Origin of the sequence: Klebsiella planticola ATCC 33531, from assembly GCF_000735435.1 — a bacterium.
In the GTDB taxonomy this organism is placed as follows: domain Bacteria; phylum Pseudomonadota; class Gammaproteobacteria; order Enterobacterales; family Enterobacteriaceae; genus Klebsiella; species Klebsiella planticola.
The window spans coordinates 1-19,905 of record NZ_JMPP01000064.1 but is presented as its reverse complement, the minus strand read 5'-3'; the positions used below and the strand labels follow the sequence as shown (position 1 = coordinate 19,905).

Sequence of the window (19,905 nt, the reverse complement as noted above, 5' to 3'; positions counted from 1 at the left end):
CCGTGGGCGCCTTTTTTCGAACGAACGTCGCCATGCGCTCCGCTTACCAGCAGATAAATCCGCCATCAACGACCAAATCAACGCCGGTACAAAATGAGGCGGCGTCGCTGGCGAGAAACAGAGCCGGTCCCGCCATCTCTTCAACTTTTGCCATGCGCTGAATGGGCGTCTGGTTTTCAAACTCGCGGGTCTGATGGACCATTTCAGGACGGGTATTCATCGGCGTTGCGGTGTAACCCGGGCTAATTGAGTTGACGCGAATCCCTTTGCCGACCCACTCCATGGCAAGGCTTTTAGAGAGATGAATCACGCCGGCTTTGGCGCTGTTGTAATGCGCCTGTTCCAGCCCGCGGTTAACGATAATTCCGGACATCGAGGCAATATTAATAATCGAGCCGCCGCCGGATTCCAGCATCAGTTCCGCTTCCGCTTTACAGGAATTCCACACGCCGGTGAGGTTGATATCAATAACCCGCTGCCACTGTTCCGTCTCCATCTCCAGCGCCGGGTTGGCGTTGGCGATACCGGCGGCATTGACGGCGATATCGAGACGACCGAAGCGGCTTTTGGCCAGCGCGACGCCGGCGCGAAGATCGCTTAGCTGGCGCACATCCCCGGTGTAAAAGCAGGCTTCGCCGCCTATCGCTTCAATATGACTCACGGTTTCGGCCAGTCCCCCGTCTTCGCGCAAATCAAAACCGACGACGCGCGCGCCCGCGCTGGCGAGCCCGTAGGCGATCATCTGGCCAATACCACTGCCCGCGCCGGTGACAAAGGCAACGCGGTCCTGCAGGTTAAACAACTGTTGAGCAAAATCTTTTGCGATCATAGTGATTACTCTTGTGGTCAAAACCCTGGCGGGCATTAAGACATAATTAAGCCGCCGTCGATGTTAATCGTCTGTCCGGTGAGATAGCGCGCATCGTCAGAGGCGAGAAAGGCCACCAGCCCGGCAACATCTTCCGGTTTTCCTGCCCGTTTCATCGGTATTCCTTCTACCCATTCCGCCATCAGCTCGCCTTTGCCATAGCGCTTTTGTTCACTGCTGAGGATTTCGCCCCACACCCGGTCGTTGTAGTCCCACATTTCACTTTCGATAATCCCGGGGCAGAAGGCGTTGACGGTGATGTTCCATGGCGCCAGCTCATGAGCCAGGCTTTGCGTAATGCCGATAACGCCCATTTTGCTGGCGGCGTAATGCGGGGTGTAGATAAAGCCCTGGCGCCCCTGGCCCGACGAGGTATTGATCAAACTTCCGTAGTTCTGTTTGACCATATATTTGGCCGCTTCGCGACAGCACAGCCAGACGCCGGTTGTATTCACGGCCAGCACTTTTTCGAAATCGGCTTTTGGCATGCGATCGAAATAATCGATGGTGATCACGCCGGCGTTTTGAATTGAAACATCAATGGTGCCGAAACGGGCTGCGGCCTGTTGGTACAGGGACTGAACCTGGGCTTCATCGGTGACATCAATCTCCAGCGACAGAATATCGGCCTGATAACGCTGGCGTAAGGTTTCTGCGGTTTCATGGACGCGCGGTGCGTTTGAGACCATCACCAGCCTGGCGCCATCGCGGGCAAAGCGTTCGGCGATGCCGGCGCCAATACCCCGGCAGGCTCCGGTAATGACGATGGTTTTATTGTGAAAATTTCTGTGCATACTTTTTTCCCTTTAGCGAAGCCGGGCGGTGACGCCCGGCGGAAGAATCGGTGCTATGCGTGAATTAACGGGATGCCGCGCCGCTGGGATGAACCGTCGCCAGCTTTTCTTCATGGCGGCGCATGAGAATGACCTTGTTCTGTAGTTTCTGCTGGAACTGATCGACGACGACGGCGGTGACAATGACCACGCCTTTAATCACCATCTGCCAGAAATCGCTGACCCCCATCATCACCATGCCGTCGGCGAGGAAGACGATCACGAAGGCGCCAATAATCGAACCGGTCACCCGGCCCCGGCCGCCCGCCAGCGCGGTCCCGCCGAGAACGGTGGCGCCGATCGCATCCATTTCGAACATGTTGCCGGTCATCGGGTGCGCGGTTTGCAGCTGTGAGGCGACTATCAGCCCGACGAACGCGGCGCAGAGGCCGGAGAAGGCATAAACAAAGATTTTGGCCTTAACAATCGGGACGCCGGCCAGACGGGCCGCGGATTCGTTGCCTCCAATGGCGTAGATATAGCGGCCCAGCGGGGTTTTCGTGGTCAGCCAGTATCCCAGTAGCAGAAAAGCGATCATCAACCAGATCGGCAGATAAATTCCCAGGACGGTACCGGAGCCGAGGGTGGAGAAACCGGTGTTGCCCAGCGCTTCCATGCCGTTGAGATTGGGGTAAGTGCTGCCGTCGTTAAACAGCAGGGCAGAACCGCGGGCGACGTACATCATTCCGAGGGTACAAATAAAGGGCGCCACGCCAAAACGGGTAATCACGGCGCCATTAACCAGACCCACCAACACGCCAAAGACAGCCACGCACAAGATAACTTCCGGTACGTTGAAGAAGATGACGCTACCGTTCCATAAGGGCAGGCCATTGGTTAGCAGGGCACCGGCCACCATGCCGCAAATCCCGGCCACCGCACCGACTGAAAGGTCAATTCCCCCGGTCAGAATGACCAGCGTCATCCCGATGGCCAGCAGGCCGGTAATGGCCACATGCTGGGTCATGATCAGCAGATTTGAGGTAGTCAGGAAATTCGGTACCATCACGCTGAAAAACGCAACAACCAGCAGCAGAGCGATAAACGTTCTGGCCTTCAGCAGGTACATATAGATCATATATTTCTGGTTCATGATGGATTCCAGCCTGATTAATCTTGAGGTGTTGAAGCCGCGATTAATTTTTCGCGGGTGACCGCATGACGCGGTAGGTCGGCGGTAATACGGCCATCGGCCATCACCAAAATACGATCTGCCAGAGCCATCACTTCATCCAGCTCTGAGGAGGAGAACATCACGGCCAGCCCCTGTTGCGCCATTTTGCCAATCAGGTGATACACGTCCGTTTTGGCACCCACGTCGATGCCGCGCGTGGGTTCATCGAGGAAAACGACCTGCGGCTGCGTCATTAACGCCTTCCCCAGCACCACTTTTTGTTGGTTGCCGCCGCTCAGAGAGGTGATGGGAAGCTCGGGATCGCTCACTTTGATGGCAAGCTGCTGAATCATCTCTTTAACGCTGGCATGCTCTTTATGCGGATTCAGCCATTGCCAGGCGCGGCGAAACCCCTGAAGACTGAAATCGGAGAGCGTCATATTGGATTGAATGGACATCATCTGCACCACGCCTTCGCCCTGTCGGTCTTCCGGTACCAGCGCCAGCCCTTTTTTGAGTCTGGCCTGAAAAGGGGCCCTGCCGATATTTTCACCGTTGAGATGGATACTGCCATTCTGGCACGGCATCAGGCCGACCAGCCCTTTAAATAGCTCGGTACGCCCGGCGCCCAGCAGGCCGTAAATGCCGATGACTTCCCCTTTACATAAGGTAAAGGTCACATCATTAAGCTTGTAACCGCCGCTATGGTGCAGCGCGGTCAGACCGTCCACCGCCAGCACCGCTTCGCCTTTGGGGGCCGGTTGATAGTCGAAATGCTTTTTCTTATCGCCGACCATCTGTTCAATGATCCAGGGGATACTGGCATCGCTGACGGTCCGTTCGCTGATAAAACGGCCATCGCGGAAAATGGTAATGTGGTCGCCAATTTCCATCAGTTCTTCCAGACGATGAGAGATATAAATGATGGTGACGCCGCGCCGTTTAAGTTGTCCGATAACATTGAACAGGACTTTGACTTCAGACTGGCTGAGGGCGGAGGTGGGCTCATCCATAATCAATACGCGAGTATCTTTGGACAGGGCGCGCGCAATTTCGACCAGCTGCTGATGGCCAATACCCAGTTCGCCAAGCGGAGTGTAGGGATCAACATCGAGCTCCAGCCGTTCCAGCAGTGATTTAGCCAGTTCGTATTGGTATTTTTCGTTGATTCTTCCTTTCTGGAAAAACTCATTAGCCATGAAAATATTATCCATGACATTCATATTCGGGAATAAATTCAGCTCCTGGAAAATAATGCTGATACCCTGTTTTTCAGCCTGGTGAGTCGAGTTTAATGAAACGGGAGAACCCTCGAGAATAATTTGTCCGGAGGAAGGGGTTTCGACACCGGCAAGCATTTTCATCATGGTGGATTTGCCCGCACCATTTTCTCCGATCAGAACGTTGACTTTATTTCGATACACCCGATAGTCGACGTTATCTAAGGCGATAACGCCTGGGTAAACGCGAGATAATCCGCGGGTTTCGATAATAACTTCAGCTTCGACTGGTTGGGGAGTGACGATTTCTTGCGCTGACATCTTATTGTCCTCCGGGGTGAATAATTTTCGCTGGTGTAATATCAGGGAAGGTTTGCGGTATATCCCAGGCGGAAAATACGCCATAGACCTCAACCATTTCGCCGGATTTTAGCTGTGCGCTGTGGATCATTTTTACGGCCTGTTCATTAATGGCCCGACCGTATTCACCAAACAGCACCTGGTCGTTAAAGTCTGCATAACTGGCACCGCTATAGCCATCGCGTAGCTGGGTCCCGCGTAGCGTCGGGCCAATTTGCACCACGATAGCGCCGCCGTTTTGCTCCTGAACGGTCATTTTTCCGCTGCGCGAGGTGGCGTCAAGCTTGATGACCTTGCCTTCAACCTTGACGAAGAAAATGCACGGATTTTCTTCCTGAGCGCGATAGCCCAATGTTTTGCAAGCGCTGTCGAAATCTTTGGCCGCATGCAGCGCGGTCATTAACGCTTCCGTGGAGCGAGCCTGCGCCACTACCTGCGGCACAATTTTCTCCTGCCACGTCCGATCGATATTCGCCATGTGCGGATTGGGCGGGGATTTAAGATCGGCCAGCTCTTGCTGAGAGACAATGCGGCAGCCTCCCAGTGCGACGATGGCCAATGCCAGCCAGGTTTTTTTATACATGAGACTCTCCTGTGCGCCCCGCAAGGGGCGCAACAACCCGAACTCAGGACTTGATATTGAAGTCCTGAACTTTGTCTGCGTTATCTTTAGTGATCAGGATGCCGCGGAACATGACGCGCTGTTTCGCCGGTTTCACCCCTTTTTGCAGGAAGTTATCGAGGTCGGTCACCCCTTGCGCGGCGATGGACTGGGCCTGCAGCATCACGGTGGCCTGTAGGGTTCCCGCTTTAACCGCATCACGCTCGTCATTGCTGCCGTCGATGCCGACCACCACCACGTCCGTACGGTTCGCTGCTTTTAGCGCGGCGATAGCGCCCAGAGCGACGGGGCCATTACCGCAAATCACCCCTTTAACGTCCGGATGAGCCTGCAGGATGCTGTCCATAATGCGTTTGCCGTCGATTAACGTTCCTTTGGCATCCTGTCTGGCGACGCTGACCATGTCTGGATACTGGTCGATAACCTGATGGAAAGATTTAGAGCGGGTCACGCAGTTATTATCGGCAAGATTGCAGGTGAGCTCTGCGTATTTTCCTTTCTCCGCCATTTTCTCAACAAATACGTTGGCGACTTCCGAACCCGCCTGGAAGTTATTGTGCGTAATTTGCTCAAGTGCCACATCATCGACAGGAATTTCCCTGTTGATTAATACCACGGGAATGCCTGCTGTTTTGGCTTTTTCAATGGCGGCGACGCTGGCGGTTGAGTCGGCATTATCGAGAATAATACCCTGAACTTTTTTACCAATGGCGGTATCAATAAGTTCGTTCTGTTTTTTGACATCTTCGCCATGTGACAGAACCGTCGTTTTATATCCCAGCTGTTTGGCTTTTTCACTGGCGCCTTTGGCTTCAGAGGCGTAATACGGATTATCCAGCGAGTTGACCATAATCATAATGGTGCCTTTTTCTACCGCCTGAGCGGAAAATGAAAAAGCGGTCAGGGTTGCAGCAGTTAACAACGTTAAACGTAATTTCATGACAATGTTCTCTCTATGTTGTTATTGTCGGGTACGGTGAAACAACGCAAGGCCTGAAAATCAGTTGTATGGTCCGGAGCTCTCCTTATGTTGATGATTCAGGTTCGTCGCGCAGCAGGATCCCTGGTGGGGCGTCAGGCGGACGGGGCCGGTTTCCATAATGTTCTGTCCACCGCATGGCGCCATTCCTGCCATCTTTTCTGTAAACGCAGATGGCGCGCCATATCGGGGCGAAATTCGCTGTGTTCGGTTAAGAACGCGCTTAAATCAGTCAGCGTACCGGGATGAATCGCTTTGCGGGCCAGCAGGGCCGCGCCAATTGCCGACAGCTCGGGGACATCGCTGCGCATCACCGGGCAACCCAGCAGATCGGCCTGGTATTGCATCAGCCAATCATTTTTTGTCGGCCCGCCATCGACCATCAGTGCTGCCAGGTGGAAGTCGTCATGCTGGCGCATGGCAACCACCACATCAGCAATCTGATAAGTGATGGATTCCAGCGCGGCGCGAATCAGGTGGGCGCGCTTGACGCCGCGGCTGAGTCCGCAGATAACCCCGCGCGCGCTGTCGTCCCACCAGGGAGCGCCAAGACCGGTCAGCGCGGGGACAAAATAGACGCCCAGCGTGGAATCGACGGAAGCCGGCAGGGTATTGAGCTCGTGGGCCAGTTCGCGCTCGGAGAGCTCGCTTAATCCCGTACTATCAGCCATCCAGGCCACCGCATCGCCGGTATGGGGAATGTTGCCTTCCAGGCCATAGATGATGCTGTCGCCATCGTGCCAGGCGATGGTGGTGGCCAGTGCGGCAATATCGCATTGGGCTGACTTCACCGGCGCCATGACCGACGATCCCGTGCCATAAGTGGCCTTAACGCAGCCCAGTTCACCGAGCGCGTGACCGAACAGCGCGGCATGTGAATCGCCGACCATCGCCATCACCGGGATGCCGTCAGGAATGGCGGCCAGACCGCGGGTATAACCGAATAACCCGCTGGAGGGTTTAATCTCAGGCAGCGCGGCGCGAGGGATCTGGAACAGCGCCAGCATTTCGTCATCCCATTGACCGGTATGTAAATTAAGTAACTGCGTCCGCGCGGCGTTGGAGTAGTCGCAGCGGAATGCTGCGCCTTGCGTCAGGTTCCACAGCAGCCAGCTATCGATGGTACCGAGGCAAATCTCGCCGCGCTCTGCCATCGCCCGGCCTTCCGGCAGCGACTCCAGCAGCCAGCGCATTTTTGAGGCGGAAAACAGCGGGGCAATCGGTAGCCCGGTGGTGGATTTAATTTGGGATTCTTTACGATCGCGGCGCAGCGCCTCACAGAAACCCGCGCTACGGGTACATTGCCAGGTGATGGCTGCGTTAATCGGTTTGCCGCTCTGACGATACCAGCCGATGGCGGTTTCACGTTGGTTGCTGATGGCTAATGCCGCCACGTTTTCTGCGCCAACGTGGTCGATAGCGTTGGCTATCACCTCCAGTGAGGCCTCGACTAACGCCTCTCCGGATTGCTCTACCCAGCCATCGCGCGGTGTCTGGATAGCTAACGGTTGAGAAAACTTCACAATAACGTTGCCATGGCCGTCAAGCACCACCGCTTTGGCGTTCGTGGTACCTTCATCGAGCGCAATGATGAACTCTTTCTGTGTTGCCAGCATTAGATAGTCTCCTGAGTCACACGTCGTCCTGGCGCGAAGGGAAGGGCGAGCATTCCTCGTTATCGCATTGCTGCTTAGCAGGCCATGATGTGACATTTCGTTATCACTTTTTTAATCACTGAATATATATTCGATAGTGATTATTTATTTAATACCTTAGCCAGAAAGTTTCTCTGGGGCCAGAGGGAAAGTTATCAATTGTGCTGGCAATCACACTTATCTGGATCGTGAAATGTGCAGGGGATGTTGAGGGGGTACGGCGCTTTAACTATTTATTAAATTGAAATATAAGCATTTATTTGATGTGCCTTTGCGTCTTCCTGAAGGGCGCAAAGGCATGAGAAAAGATGTTTTAGCGGCTGATTACGCGGTGACGAGCAGCCGGGCGGTAGGATAATCGGTGATTAAAATGTCAATATAACCGCCGGAGAGGGCGCCCTTGATGGCGGCGACTTTATCACTACCGCCGGCCAGCGCGACGACATTGGGGCATTTTTTGACTTTCTCCAGCGCCATGCCGATAACAGGATCTTCATCATCACGTAACACCGCCTGCCCGTTTTTATCGTAGTAGTGCAGGCAAATATCCCCGACTGCTCCGCGCTCCGCCAGCACCTGCAGCATATCTTCGTGGTAATAGTTGCCTGATGTTTTGAGCAACTGCGAAGGTTCGAGAATACCAATCCCGACGATAGCGATATCGACTTCATCAAAACGTGAAATCACATCGGCCACATCCTGGCTGGCAATCAGCCGGTTTTTCTCTTCCACCGAGCCTTCAATGCTTTGCGAAGGTAGCAGCCAGGCTTCACAGTTCAGCCGTTGCGCCAGCGTCTGAGTGAGGATCGTTGCCTGCACATTGCCATTAGGACCCACACCGCCCAGCAGTTGAATCACGCCGCTGGCTTTCAGGTTCTGCGCGTGAACCTCATCAACCATGGCCCGAATGGTCGAGCTCCAGGAGGAGACGCCAATCAGATCTTTTGGTCGTAGCCGCGTTTCAAGATAGTGGGCCGCCGCTGAACCGATGGCGCGTTTAATGGTGTGGTCGCTGGCATCCTCTTCGGTGTCCACCACGATGGCCTGCTTGATGCCGTAGCGATCCTCAATGCCTTTTTCGAGATTCAGGAAAATATTTGAGGGCTGTACGACGCTAATTTTGACCACCCCTTCTTTTTGGCAGCGGGTGATAGCGCGGGAGACAAATGACTGAGAAAGCGAGAGAAGTTGAGCAATGTCGGACTGCTTGCGTCCTTCAAGGTAGTAAAGAGTGGCAATCTTAACTAATAGCCGTTGTTCATCCTGCTTAGCCATATATATCCCCGAAAATCATTAACGTGCAGCCATTATGTTAGAGCCTGTAATCATACGCGAAAAAAAAAGACATTTAAGTGTGATGAGACTCTAACTTTTATCAATCCTCTAAAACAGCTATGGACAAAAACAGAACAGTGGTTGCATAATTGAATAAAGAATCATGCATGAATATATATTCATTGTGGTTTCGGATCAACTGAAAAATTATCCAGGCGCAGGTATGCCTGATGGTGAGGAGGCAGAATGTTCCTGAGTCTGGTGCAGTGGCGAAAGCGCTGCGATGCGCTGCCAGGGGATATCTGGTTTTTTTAGTCCCTTACGGAATAAATATTCCAAGTTGAAATTAAATTCAGAGGTATTAAATGAATCCCTATAACTACGATGTTCAGGCACTTGAGCGTCAGGCTCGCGCGGTACGCCGCCACATTATCAGATTGAACGCCAACAGCCCTGCCGGCGGTCATACCGGCGCTGACCTGTCGCAGGTGGAACTCTTAACCGCGCTGTACTTCCGCATTTTGAACGTTGCGCCGGACCGCATTGCCGATGAAGGGCGTGACATCTATATCCAGTCGAAAGGTCATGCGGTGGGCTGCTACTACTGCGTGCTGGCCGAGGCGGGATTCTTCCCGGTCGACTGGCTGAGCACCTATCAGCATGCCAACTCCCACCTGCCTGGCCATCCGGTTCGCCAGAAGACGCCGGGCATCGAGTTGAATACCGGGGCTTTAGGACACGGTTTGCCCGTGGCGGTGGGACTGGCGTTGGCCGCGAAAAAGAACCACAGCGCCCGCCGCGTCTTCCTGATCACCGGCGATGGTGAACTGGCTGAGGGGAGTAACTGGGAGGCCGCACTGGCCGCAGCACATTACGGTCTTGATAATCTGATCATTATTAATGACAAAAACAACCTGCAGCTGGCCGGGCCAACCCGCGAAATCATGAATACCGATCCGCTTGCCGAAAAATGGAAGGCCTTTGGTATGACCGTCACCGAATGTCAGGGAAATAATATGGCCTCGGTTGTCGCGACGCTTGAAGGATTAAAGCAGGAAGGAAAACCCAACGTCATTATTGCGAATACCACGAAAGGCGCCGGCATCTCCTTTATCCAGGGGCGTCCGGAATGGCACCACCGGGTGCCGAAAGGTGAGGAGATTGCGCTGGCGCTGGAGGAACTGAAAGATGAGTAATGCAGAACACCTGGCAAACGTGATGGTTCAGGCGTTTATCGATGCCGTAGAAAATGGAGTTGATCTGGTGCCTGTTGTCGCCGACTCAACATCAACCGCAAAAATAGCGCCGTTTATTAAACAGTTCCCTGACCGGCTGGTTAACGTCGGCATTGCCGAGCAAAGCATGGTCGGGATGGCAGCCGGGCTGGCGCTGGGGGGGAAAGTGGCGGTGACCTGCAATGCCGCGCCATTTTTGATTTCCCGCGCCAATGAACAAATCAAAGTCGATGTCTGTTACAACAACACCAACGTCAAATTATTTGGTCTGAACGCGGGAGCCAGCTATGGCCCGTTGGCGAGCACGCACCACGCGATTGATGACCTTGCGGTGATGCGGGGATTCGGCAACATTGAGATTTATGCGCCGTCATCGCCACGGGAATGTCGACAGATAATCGACTACGCCCTGCAACATCAGGGGCCGGTTTACATCCGTCTCGACGGCAAAGCGTTGCCGGAGCTGTATGCTGAAAACTATCGCTTTGTCCCCGGAGCCGTAAACACGCTGCGTGAAGGCCACGATCTGGCGCTGGTCGCTACCGGTTCGACGGTGCATGAAATTGTCGAGGCTGCCCAAACGCTGGCAGAATCAGGGATTCAGGCGCAGGTGGTCAGCGTACCTTCGATTCGCCCTTGCGACACGCCAGCGTTACTGGCCGCGCTGAAGGGATGCAACGCGGTGATTACGGTTGAAGAGCATAATGTGAACGGTGGTCTGGGAAGCCTGGTCGCAGAGGTTATGGCGGAGGCTGGTATCGGTATTCCGCTGAAACGGCTGGGTATTCCTGATGGCGAATATGCGGCGGCGGCGGATCGTGGCTGGATGCGCCAGCACCACGGTTTTGATGCCCAGGCTATTATCGCCCTCGCGAAAACGATGTGTTGAGCCAGCATGGCGTTTCCCCCGTGCGGCTCTGACCGCGCGGGTTCTTCCTTTATTACCGGTATTGCGTTTGGCAAAGCGTGATGACGCGGGGCTCAACCGCCATCCAATGCACCTGGTACATCTGCTGCTCAGTCCACAAAGTGACGACCTCGCCCTGAATGTCGGTTATCCGAAAGTGCATAAACCCTGTCCCTGACTGTTGCGTGAGAGGCAGGGCCTTAAACCCGCTCTCTTTCGCCGAAAAAGCCAGCGTCAGAGCCAATTCGAAGGGCAGTCCGCTCGCCTTCAGCACCGTGCGTTCGGTCGGGCTGATAATACTGCTCTCCAGCTCCGTCGCCAGCGCGGGGGTGAGCACGTTTTCGATGTCGATACCAACCGGTCGGGCGGCGACGACGGCCAGCGCGCGGGTGTCGCAGTGGCTGATGCTGCCAGACCAGGGGACAGGCCACAGCGGCTGCCGCTGGTCACCTGTTCCGGGAACGCCTTTCACGCCAACAGCTTTCAGGGCGCAGGCCGCCGCGATACGCCCGGCAAGATGTTCCATCTGCCGTTTCCGGCCGCAATTTTCGAGCTGCTGATGGTGGGGGAGCCACAGGATATCGTGAGGCGCAAAGGTGGCCGGGTCGAAATCAATCTGATGCAGCCGATGGCCGGCAAAAAGAAAAGTCGAGTGTGTCGTTTGCATAGGGTCATCCTACGTCAGGATGCAGGCGAGGGGATAGCTTTGTCGTGGTCCTGTCAGGAGGCCAGATAGCCAGGCCGTCCTCCGGGGGAGAGAACGGCCTGGTCTTCAGGCGCGTAATCAGAACTGCGTGTTGACGCTCATATACCAGGTCCGGCCCGATTCGTTATAAGTCTCGGCGCCCGCGCCGTACATATAACCGGTATCGCCGCCGGTGGTCTGGGCATTACCCGCGCGCCAGTGGCGCTTGTCGAAGACGTTATCCACGCCGCCGGTCAGGCTGACGTATTTGGTGACGTCCCAGGTCGCGCTCAGGCCGAGGATGCTGTACGGACTCACCTCGTTCTTCTCGCTGCCGGTTACCGGCTGACCTTTGTAGTTATACTTCTTCGGTTCCTGCTTGCCGTACCAGGTGAAGGTCGACTGCACGGAAACATCCTGGTATATCTGCCAGCTCAGCGTTGAGTTCAGCGTATACTCCGGAATAATCGACAGACGATCGCCGGTCTCTTTGTTCTTACTCTGCAGCATATAGGTGATGTTGTTGGTCCAGTTAACGGTTTCGCTAACCGGGACGTTCAATGTCCCTTCCAGGCCTTCTACCACCGCTTTCGGTACGTTTTCCCACTGGTAAATATCGGTTTTCACTTTACCGGTACCGGTCTGGGAGATCGGCGCATAGCCGGCTTCAATCTTGTTGCGGTAGTCGTTACGGAACCAGGTCACCCCGGCCAGCCAGCCGTCGCGTTTAAACTCAAGGCCGATCTCTTTGTTGATGCTGGTTTCCGCTTTCAGGTCTTCGTTACCCATCATATAGCAACCGGTGCCGGTTGCACTGGCGTAACAGCCCTGGCCTTTACTGTACAGAATGTAGTTCGGGTTGGTCTGGTACAGGCTTGGCGCTTTATAGGCGCGGCCGATGCCCATTTTCAGGGTGAAGTCATCCCCGAGCCCCTGGGACAGGTTAAGCGACGGGCTCCAGTTGTTCCCCACAATGCTGTGGTGGTCAAAGCGCAGCGCCGGGGTCAGCATGGTGGAGTCGGTCAGCTCGATGTTGTCTTCGGCAAACAGCGAGAAGATCTCCGCCTGAGAATACGGGCTGCGGCCAGTGCTGGTTGAACCCGGAATGTCGCCGCCCATAAAGGTCTGGGTGTTGGAGGCCAGATCCTTCATCCGCTGCTGGTTCCATTCGGTACCCAGCGTCAGGTTCTGATTGACCCACAGGTCGAACGGAACGCTGACTTCACTGTGCAGCATCACGTCGGACAGGTCGATATCAGAGAATTGATCGCTGCTGAAAATCCCTTCCGTACCCCCGGCCAGGCCTTCGCCTTTACGCGAGTTGCGGGTGTGCTCGTACTGCGCCCAGTTGCTGGTGGTGATGCCGTTATCCCAGCCGCCGTTCCAGGTCACCGAGTAGGTCTGGCGATAGAGACGGTTGGTCTCTTTGCCGTAGTTCTTTTTCACCAGATCGTTAGTATTGGTGTTCTGCGTATCCCCGGCGTACAGGTTGCCCTGGCGGCTGTAGCCCGCCTCAAACTCCAGCGAGTTCATCGGCGCAAAATCCCAGCGCACGACGCCGTTGATATTTTTGTTCTCTACCCCTTCACGGCCGGCCGGTAGCGTATCGGCGTAAATACCGGTACGTTCTGACTGATGGCCCTGGTTGATATCCCAGGCATCGGCCTGGGTTTTATCGAGGTTGCCCAACAGGCGGAAGCTGAAATCGCCGCCCAGCGGGCCGTTCAGACTGAAGTTGGTGCGTTTGGTGGAGCCTTCATCTTTGTGCTCCGGGGCGTTCATGTAGGTGTTCCACGAACCGTGCCACTCGTTATCACCTTTTTTGGTGATGATATTGACCACGCCGCCCGCGGCGCCGTTGCCGTAGCGGACCGCCGCCGGTCCACGAATGACTTCAATGCGCTCAATCAGCTCCGGTGGGACCCAGTTGGTATCGCCGCGGGTATCGCGCTCGCCGCGCCAGCCCAGGCGGATGGAGTTACGGCTGGTGACCGGTTTGCCATCAATCAGGATCAGGGTATTTTCCGGGCCCATGCCGCGGATATCAATCTGGCGGTTATTCCCGCGCTGGCCGCTGGTGGAGTTGCCGGTCAGGTTAACGCCCGGCATGGTGCGGATAATTTCGGAGACATCGCGAGCGGGGGGACGTTTACGAATTTCCTCGGCGGTGATCGTCGATACGCCCGGCGCCTGCAGGTTTTGTTCGGCGGCAGTGACCACCATCGTCTCTTCGGTGGCCGCTTTTTTACTGTCGAGGGTCTCTTCCGCACACAGCGGGAAGGCAACCCCATAAATTCCCAGATTGACCAGCAAGGTCAAAGATTTGATCTTGTTATTCATTTTACGTCCTGCTTTCCGTTGCCGCATGCCCCTGGAACCCCTTCCCACCGGGAGGGGAGGCGGCAGAAATGTGGTCAGTAGAGGGCGAAGGCATTCCATCGCTGACCAAATGGCCCTTTCTGACATGTGTAATTAGAAGTGACTCTTCCCAAAGTGCGGTAATACGCTATTGCAAATGCAAATAGTTATCAATAATATTATCAATAAAAATTACGTTTATTGAGAAAAATCACGGTAAACATAGGGTTAATGACGGAATGTTAATGACAGGAAGTGATGACTGGTGGCAGGGGATCTTCGGTCCGCAGGCCGAGGCCGTTGGCGATAGCTACCGGGTGACCTTCTGGTGGCGGGATCCGGCGGGCAGCGAAGAGACCTCGTTGACGAAGCGGGTGTGGATTTACATCACCGGCGTCACCGACCATCATCAAAATGCCGTACCGCAAACCCTCAAGCGCGTGCCCGGCACCGATGCCTGGCAATGGCAAACCACGCTGTCTCCCGCCTGGCGCGGCAGCTACTGCTTTATTCCCTCCGATCGCGATGACGATTTTGCTCCTGAGATTTTCAACGGCGGCAGCCCGGACCGCACGCTGCTGCGGGAAGGCTGGCGCAGACTGCTGCCGCGGGCGATAGCCGATCCGTTAAACCCACAAAGCTGGAAAGGCGGGCGCGGCCACGCCGTTTCGGCGCTGGAGCTGCCGCTGGCACCGGAACAACCGGGCTGGTCGCTGCGTAATGCACCTTATCAACCGCCGGTGTGCATTGAATGGCACAGCGCCCGACTGGGTAATACGCGGCGGATATGGGTTTACACCACCGGAGAGGCCGTTGCCGCAGAGCGTCCGCTGGCGGTGCTGCTTGATGGCCAGTTCTGGGCCGAGAGTATGCCGGTTTGGTCCGCACTGGCCGGGCTGACGCGCGAGGCAAAGCTGCCGCCAGCGGTCTACCTGCTGATTGATGTCATCGATAACGAACACCGGAGTCGGGAGCTGCCCTGTAACGCCGATTTCTGGCTGGCGGTGCAGGAAGAACTATTGCCTCGGGTACAGCAAATCGCGCCTTTTAGCGACCGCGCCGATCGTACCGTGGTCGCCGGTCAGAGTTTTGGCGGCCTGGCGGCGATGTTTGCCGCGCTCTACTGGCCGCAGCGCTTTGGCTGCGTGCTGAGCCAGTCTGGCTCCTACTGGTGGCCGCATCGCGGCGGCGCGCAAACCGGCCTGCTGATCGAACGCCTGAGCCAGGGAGTGCTCCGCCCCCACGGGCTGCGAATCTGGCTGGAAGCCGGGGAGCGTGAGCCGCTTATTTTTCGCGCCAATCAGGCGCTTTTAACACAACTACAGCAGACACAGCAGACGATTTTCTGGCGTCAGGTTGACGGCGGGCACGATGCGCTTTGCTGGCGCGGTGGGCTGACGGCTGGGCTCATCCAGCTCTGGCAGCCGTTGAGCCGCGCGCAATAACAAAGTGCGCTTCAGACTCAACATCCTTCCGCATACCCCGAGGCGCTAGCCAGGGCGAAAGCCGACAGGAGGATGGCGAGTAAAGACAGGAGTTTGGTATGCAATTCAGCAACCCCTTCGATAATCCGCAAGGGCAGTTTTACATTTTGCGCAACGAACAACAGCAGTACAGCCTGTGGCCGCACCACTGCGCGCTGCCGCAAGGCTGGGTAGTGGAATGTCCGCCGCAGTCCTTAGAGGCGTGCAACAGCTGGCTGGCGGCGAACTGGTCAACCCTTACCCCTGCCCACTATGCAACCTCAAGGAGCCGGACATGAGCACTCGTTTACCGCTGGTCGCGGCGCAGCCTGGGATCTGGATGGCGGAGCGCCTCTCTACGCTGCCCGGCGCATGGAGTGTCGCCCACTATGTCGAGCTGCGCGGCAACCTGGACCCGGCGCTGTTGGGACGGGCGATCGTCACCGGTCTGACGCAGGCCGACACCCTCAGCATGCGCTTTTGCGAAGATAACGGCGAAGCCTGGCAATGGGTCGATGAGCAGCGCGCTTTTGCCGAACCTGACTATTGCGATCTGCGCGAGGCGCGCGATCCGCACGACGCCGCGCTGGCGATAATGCAGGCCGACCTCGGGCAGAATTTACGCGTGGACGGAGGCAATCCGCTGGTTTGTCACCAGCTGCTGCGCGTGGCGGATGACTGCTGGTACTGGTATCAGCGTTATCATCATTTGCTGGTAGATGGCTTCAGTTTCCCCGCTATTACCCGCCAGATCGCGGCAATTTATCGCGCCTGGCAACGTGGGGAGGCGACGCCGGCGTCGCCATTTACCCCTTTCGCTGAGGTTGTTGAAGAGTATCAGCGCTACTACGGCAGTGAGGCCTGGCAGCGCGATAAAGCGTTCTGGATGGAACAGCGCAAAGCCCTGCCGTCACCGGCGTCGCTCTCTGCTGTGCCGCTGGCGGGGCGGGCGACCAGTAGCGATATCTGGCGTCTGAAGCTGGATCTGGATGCCAGTCTGTTCAGCCGCCTGGCCGCCGGCGCACCGCAGTGCCAGCGAGCCGATCTGGCGTTGGCGCTGACCACCCTGTGGCTCGGCCGTTTATGCAGCCGCATGGACTATGCGGCGGGCTTTATCTTTATGCGGCGGATGGGATCGGCGGCATTGACCGCAACCGGTCCGGTACTGAACGTCCTGCCGCTGGCGATACATATCGATGGGCAAGAAACCCTGGCGGAGCTGGCGCTGCGTCTCAGCGCCCAGCTGAAAAAGATGCGCCGCCACCAGCGCTACGATGCCGAACAAATCGTGCGCGATAGCGGCAAAGCGGCGGGCGATGAACCGCTGTTTGGCCCGGTGCTCAATGTGAAAGTTTTTGATTATGTTCTCGATATTGACGGTATCGACGCGGTGACCCACACCCTGGCGACCGGTCCGGTCAACGATCTGGAACTGGCGCTATTTCCGGATGAGTCCGGCGGACTGTCGCTGGAGGTGCTGGCGAACAAAGCGCGCTATGACGAAGCAACGTTGCGCGCACACGTGGCGCGTTTATCCGCGCTGCTGACCCAGTTTGCCGCCGATCCGGCGCTACGCTGCGCAGAGGCCAATCTGCTTTCGGCCGACGAGACGGCGCAGCTGGCGCAGGTCAATGATACCGGCGTGGCGCTGCCGACGACGACGCTCAGCGCCCTGGTGGCTGAACAGGCGGCGAAAACGCCGGATGCCCCGGCGCTGGCGGATGCCACCCGGCAGTTCAGCTATCGGGAGATGCGTCAGCAGGTGGTGGCGCTGGCGCGGCTACTGCGTGAGCGCGGCGTCAAGCCCGGCGACAGCGTGGCAGTGGCGTTGCCGCGCTCGGTGTTCCTCACCCTCGCGCTGCACGGCATCGTCGAGGCCGGCGCGGCCTGGCTGCCGCTGGATACCGGGTATCCGGACGACCGCCTGCGGATGATGCTGGAGGACGCGCGTCCTACGCTGCTGATTACTGCAGAGGATCAGCTGGCCCGCTTCAGCGATATTCCGGGTCTTGAAACCCTGTGTTATCAGCAGCCGCTTGCGGCGGATGATGACACGCCGCTGGCGCTCTCACAGCCGGAGCATACGGCGTACATCATCTTTACCTCCGGCTCCACCGGGCGCCCGAAAGGGGTGATGGTCGGGCAAACCGCGATCGTTAACCGTCTGCTGTGGATGCAAAATCACTATCCGCTTACCGCCGGGGATGTGGTGGCGCAGAAAACGCCGTGCAGCTTTGATGTGTCGGTATGGGAGTTCTGGTGGCCGTTTATCACCGGCGCACAGCTGGTGATGGCCGAACCGGAAGCCCATCGCGATCCGCAGGCGATGCAGCAGTTCTTTGCCCGCTACGGAGTGACCACCACCCACTTTGTGCCATCAATGCTGGCGGCGTTCGTGGCTTCGCTGGATGCTGAAAACGTAACGACCTGCCGGACGCTGAAGCGCGTCTTCTGCAGCGGGGAAGCACTGCCAACCGACCTGTGCCGCGAGTGGGAAGCGTTGACCGGCGCGCCGCTGCATAACCTCTATGGCCCGACCGAAGCGGCGGTGGATGTGAGCTGGTATCCGGCCTGCGGGGCGGAGCTGGCGGCGGTCACCGGCAACAGCGTGCCTATCGGCTGGCCGGTATGGAATACCGGGCTGCGTATTCTCGATGCCACTCTGCGGCCGGTTCCGCCGGGCGTCGCCGGGGATTTATATCTGACCGGCATACAGTTGGCTCAGGGGTATCTGGGCCGCCCGGATCTGACCGCTTCGCGCTTTATCGCCGACCCGTTTGCCGCCGGTGAGCGGATGTATCGCACCGGCGACGTGGCGCGCTGGCTGGATAACGGCGCGGTGGAGTACCTCGGGCGCAGCGATGACCAGCTGAAAATTCGCGGACAGCGTATTGAGCTGGGCGAAATCGACCGCGTCATGTCCGCGCTAGCGGACGTTTCCCTGGCGGTAACCCACGCCTGCGTTTTCAATCAGGCAGCGGCGACCGGTGGCGATGCCCGCCAGTTGGTCGGCTACCTGGTGTCAGAGTCCGGCCTGCCGCTGGATACGGCAGCGCTGAAAACGCGCCTGGCCGAACAGCTGCCGCCGCATATGGTGCCGGTGGTGTTGATTCAGCTAGCGGAACTGCCGCTGAGCGCCAACGGCAAACTGGATCGCAAAGCGCTGCCGCTGCCGACGTTGGGCACCGCGCGCGGCGGTCGTCCGCCGGAGCCGGGTATTGAAGCCACGGTCGCGGAGGCCTTCAGCCGGCTGCTGGGCTGCGAAGTGAACGACATTGAAGCCGATTTCTTCGCCCTCGGCGGTCATTCTCTGCTGGCAATGCGCCTGGCGGCGCAGCTTAGCCGCGAGCTGGGACGTCAGGTGACGCCCGGGCAGGTGATGGTGGCCTCGACGGTGGGGAAACTGAGTGCGCTGCTGGCGTCCGATCTCAGCGATGAGCAAGCGCAGCGCCTGGGCTTTGATGCGATTCTGCCGCTGCGCGTCAGCGACGGACCAACGCTGTTCTGTTTCCATCCGGCATCGGGTTTTGCCTGGCAGTTCAGCGTGCTGGCCCGCTATCTCAGCCCGCGCTGGTCGATTACCGGCATCCAGTCGCCGCGACCGGAAGGGCCGATGATGAGCGCGGCAAACCTCGATGAAGTGTGCGAGCAGCATCTGCAGACCTTGCTGGCGCAGCAGCCGCACGGGCCCTATTACCTGTTTGGCTATTCCCTCGGCGGGACGCTGGCGCAGGGCATTGCTGCCCGTTTGCGTCAGCGCGGCGAAGCGGTGGCGTTCCTCGGCTTGCTGGACACCTGGCCGCCGGAGACGCAGAACTGGGCGGAGAAAGAGGCTAACGGTCTGGACCCGGAGGTACTGGCCGAGATAGAACGTGAACGAGAGGCCTTCCTTGCCGCCCAGCAGGGGCAGGCTTCCGGGGAACTGTTCCGTGTCATCGAGGGCAACTATGCCGATGCGGTACGCCTGCTGACCACCGCGCATAGCGCGAAGTTTGATGGCAAAGCGACGCTGTTTGTGGCTGAAAAAACGCGCCAGGCGGGGATGGATCCGCAGGCGGCGTGGGGACCGTGGGTGGGTGAGCTGGAGGTCTTTAGCCAGAACTGCGCCCACGTGGATATTATCTCCCCGCAGGCCTTCGAATCGATTGGTCCGGTAGTGCGGGAGATTTTGGGGTAGCCCGGAGAAGATTGCCGGGTGGCGGCTGCCGCCTTACCCGGCCTACGGGACATGCAGAGCCCGCGGAAGGAGACAGAACGGTAGGCCCGGTAAGCGTAGCGCCACCGGGCGAATCCCCGATGGTCCGGTAGTGCGGGAGATTTGGGGTCGCTGC

The 19,905-nt window shown here is 57.4% G+C and carries 15 protein-coding genes; 5 read left to right on the top strand and 10 right to left on the bottom strand.

Going from position 1 to position 19,905, the window contains the following annotated elements:
• Positions 1-43: 43 nt before the first annotated feature.
• The 8 genes from GRPL_RS02735 to GRPL_RS02770 form a co-directional block, all read right to left on the bottom strand.
• Positions 44-829 carry an SDR family oxidoreductase gene (locus GRPL_RS02735; RefSeq protein WP_032688977.1) on the bottom strand — a complete coding sequence of 262 codons (786 nt, stop codon included), beginning with the start codon at positions 827-829 and terminating at the stop codon, positions 44-46.
• Positions 830-864: 35 nt separating this feature from the next.
• Complete coding sequence (locus GRPL_RS02740) at positions 865-1,662, bottom strand: SDR family oxidoreductase (RefSeq protein WP_032700602.1); 798 nt, start codon at positions 1,660-1,662, stop codon at positions 865-867.
• A 64-nt stretch (positions 1,663-1,726) separates the two neighbouring features.
• Entirely contained in the window at positions 1,727-2,794 is a 1,068-nt protein-coding gene (locus tag GRPL_RS02745) for an ABC transporter permease (protein WP_032688974.1), read from the bottom strand.
• A 17-nt stretch (positions 2,795-2,811) separates the two neighbouring features.
• Entirely contained in the window at positions 2,812-4,356 is a 1,545-nt protein-coding gene (locus GRPL_RS02750) for a sugar ABC transporter ATP-binding protein (protein ID WP_004859306.1), read from the bottom strand.
• Between the two features lies 1 nt (position 4,357).
• Positions 4,358-4,978, bottom strand: coding sequence for a DUF2291 family protein (locus GRPL_RS02755; protein ID WP_032700601.1), 621 nt, complete (start codon positions 4,976-4,978; stop codon positions 4,358-4,360).
• A gap of 43 nt (positions 4,979-5,021) precedes the next feature.
• Positions 5,022-5,957, bottom strand: coding sequence for a D-ribose ABC transporter substrate-binding protein (locus tag GRPL_RS02760; RefSeq protein WP_032688971.1), 936 nt, complete (start codon positions 5,955-5,957; stop codon positions 5,022-5,024).
• Positions 5,958-6,091: 134 nt separating this feature from the next.
• On the bottom strand, positions 6,092-7,612 hold the full coding sequence (locus GRPL_RS02765; RefSeq protein WP_032696436.1) for an FGGY family carbohydrate kinase: 1,521 nt from the start codon (positions 7,610-7,612) through the stop codon (positions 6,092-6,094).
• Between the two features lie 363 nt (positions 7,613-7,975).
• Positions 7,976-8,926 carry a sugar-binding transcriptional regulator gene (locus GRPL_RS02770; protein WP_032688967.1) on the bottom strand — a complete coding sequence of 317 codons (951 nt, stop codon included), beginning with the start codon at positions 8,924-8,926 and terminating at the stop codon, positions 7,976-7,978.
• Positions 8,927-9,291: 365 nt separating this feature from the next.
• Here GRPL_RS02770 and GRPL_RS02775 point away from each other — a divergent pair, with 365 nt between their 5' ends.
• Positions 9,292-10,122 (top strand): transketolase, encoded by an 831-nt coding sequence (locus GRPL_RS02775; RefSeq protein ID WP_032688965.1) that lies wholly within the window; start codon positions 9,292-9,294, stop codon positions 10,120-10,122.
• A complete protein-coding gene (locus GRPL_RS02780) occupies positions 10,115-11,050 on the top strand; it encodes a transketolase family protein (protein WP_032700600.1) in 936 nt (311 codons plus the stop codon). Before GRPL_RS02775 ends, GRPL_RS02780 begins: the two co-directional genes overlap by 8 nt.
• A gap of 52 nt (positions 11,051-11,102) precedes the next feature.
• Here GRPL_RS02780 and entD read toward each other — a convergent pair whose 3' ends face one another.
• Positions 11,103-11,735, bottom strand: a complete 633-nt coding sequence (entD, locus tag GRPL_RS02785; protein WP_032700599.1) for an enterobactin synthase subunit EntD — start codon at positions 11,733-11,735, stop codon at positions 11,103-11,105.
• Between the two features lie 117 nt (positions 11,736-11,852).
• A complete protein-coding gene (locus GRPL_RS02790; RefSeq protein ID WP_032700598.1) occupies positions 11,853-14,093 on the bottom strand; it encodes a TonB-dependent siderophore receptor in 2,241 nt (746 codons plus the stop codon).
• Positions 14,094-14,311: 218 nt separating this feature from the next.
• On the opposite strand from GRPL_RS02790, the gene fes reads away from it, so the two are divergent.
• From fes to entF, 3 genes are all read left to right on the top strand, one after another.
• Positions 14,312-15,556: an enterochelin esterase gene (gene fes / locus GRPL_RS02795; RefSeq protein WP_223526214.1), complete on the top strand. Its 1,245-nt coding sequence runs from the start codon at positions 14,312-14,314 to the stop codon at positions 15,554-15,556.
• A 98-nt stretch (positions 15,557-15,654) separates the two neighbouring features.
• The gene (locus GRPL_RS02800; protein WP_032688956.1) at positions 15,655-15,873 is read left to right on the top strand and encodes an MbtH family protein; all 219 of its coding nucleotides are present in this window, start codon (positions 15,655-15,657) and stop codon (positions 15,871-15,873) included.
• Complete coding sequence (gene entF, locus GRPL_RS02805) at positions 15,870-19,751, top strand: enterobactin non-ribosomal peptide synthetase EntF (RefSeq protein WP_032700597.1); 3,882 nt, start codon at positions 15,870-15,872, stop codon at positions 19,749-19,751. Before GRPL_RS02800 ends, entF begins: the two co-directional genes overlap by 4 nt.
• Positions 19,752-19,905: the final 154 nt, after the last annotated feature.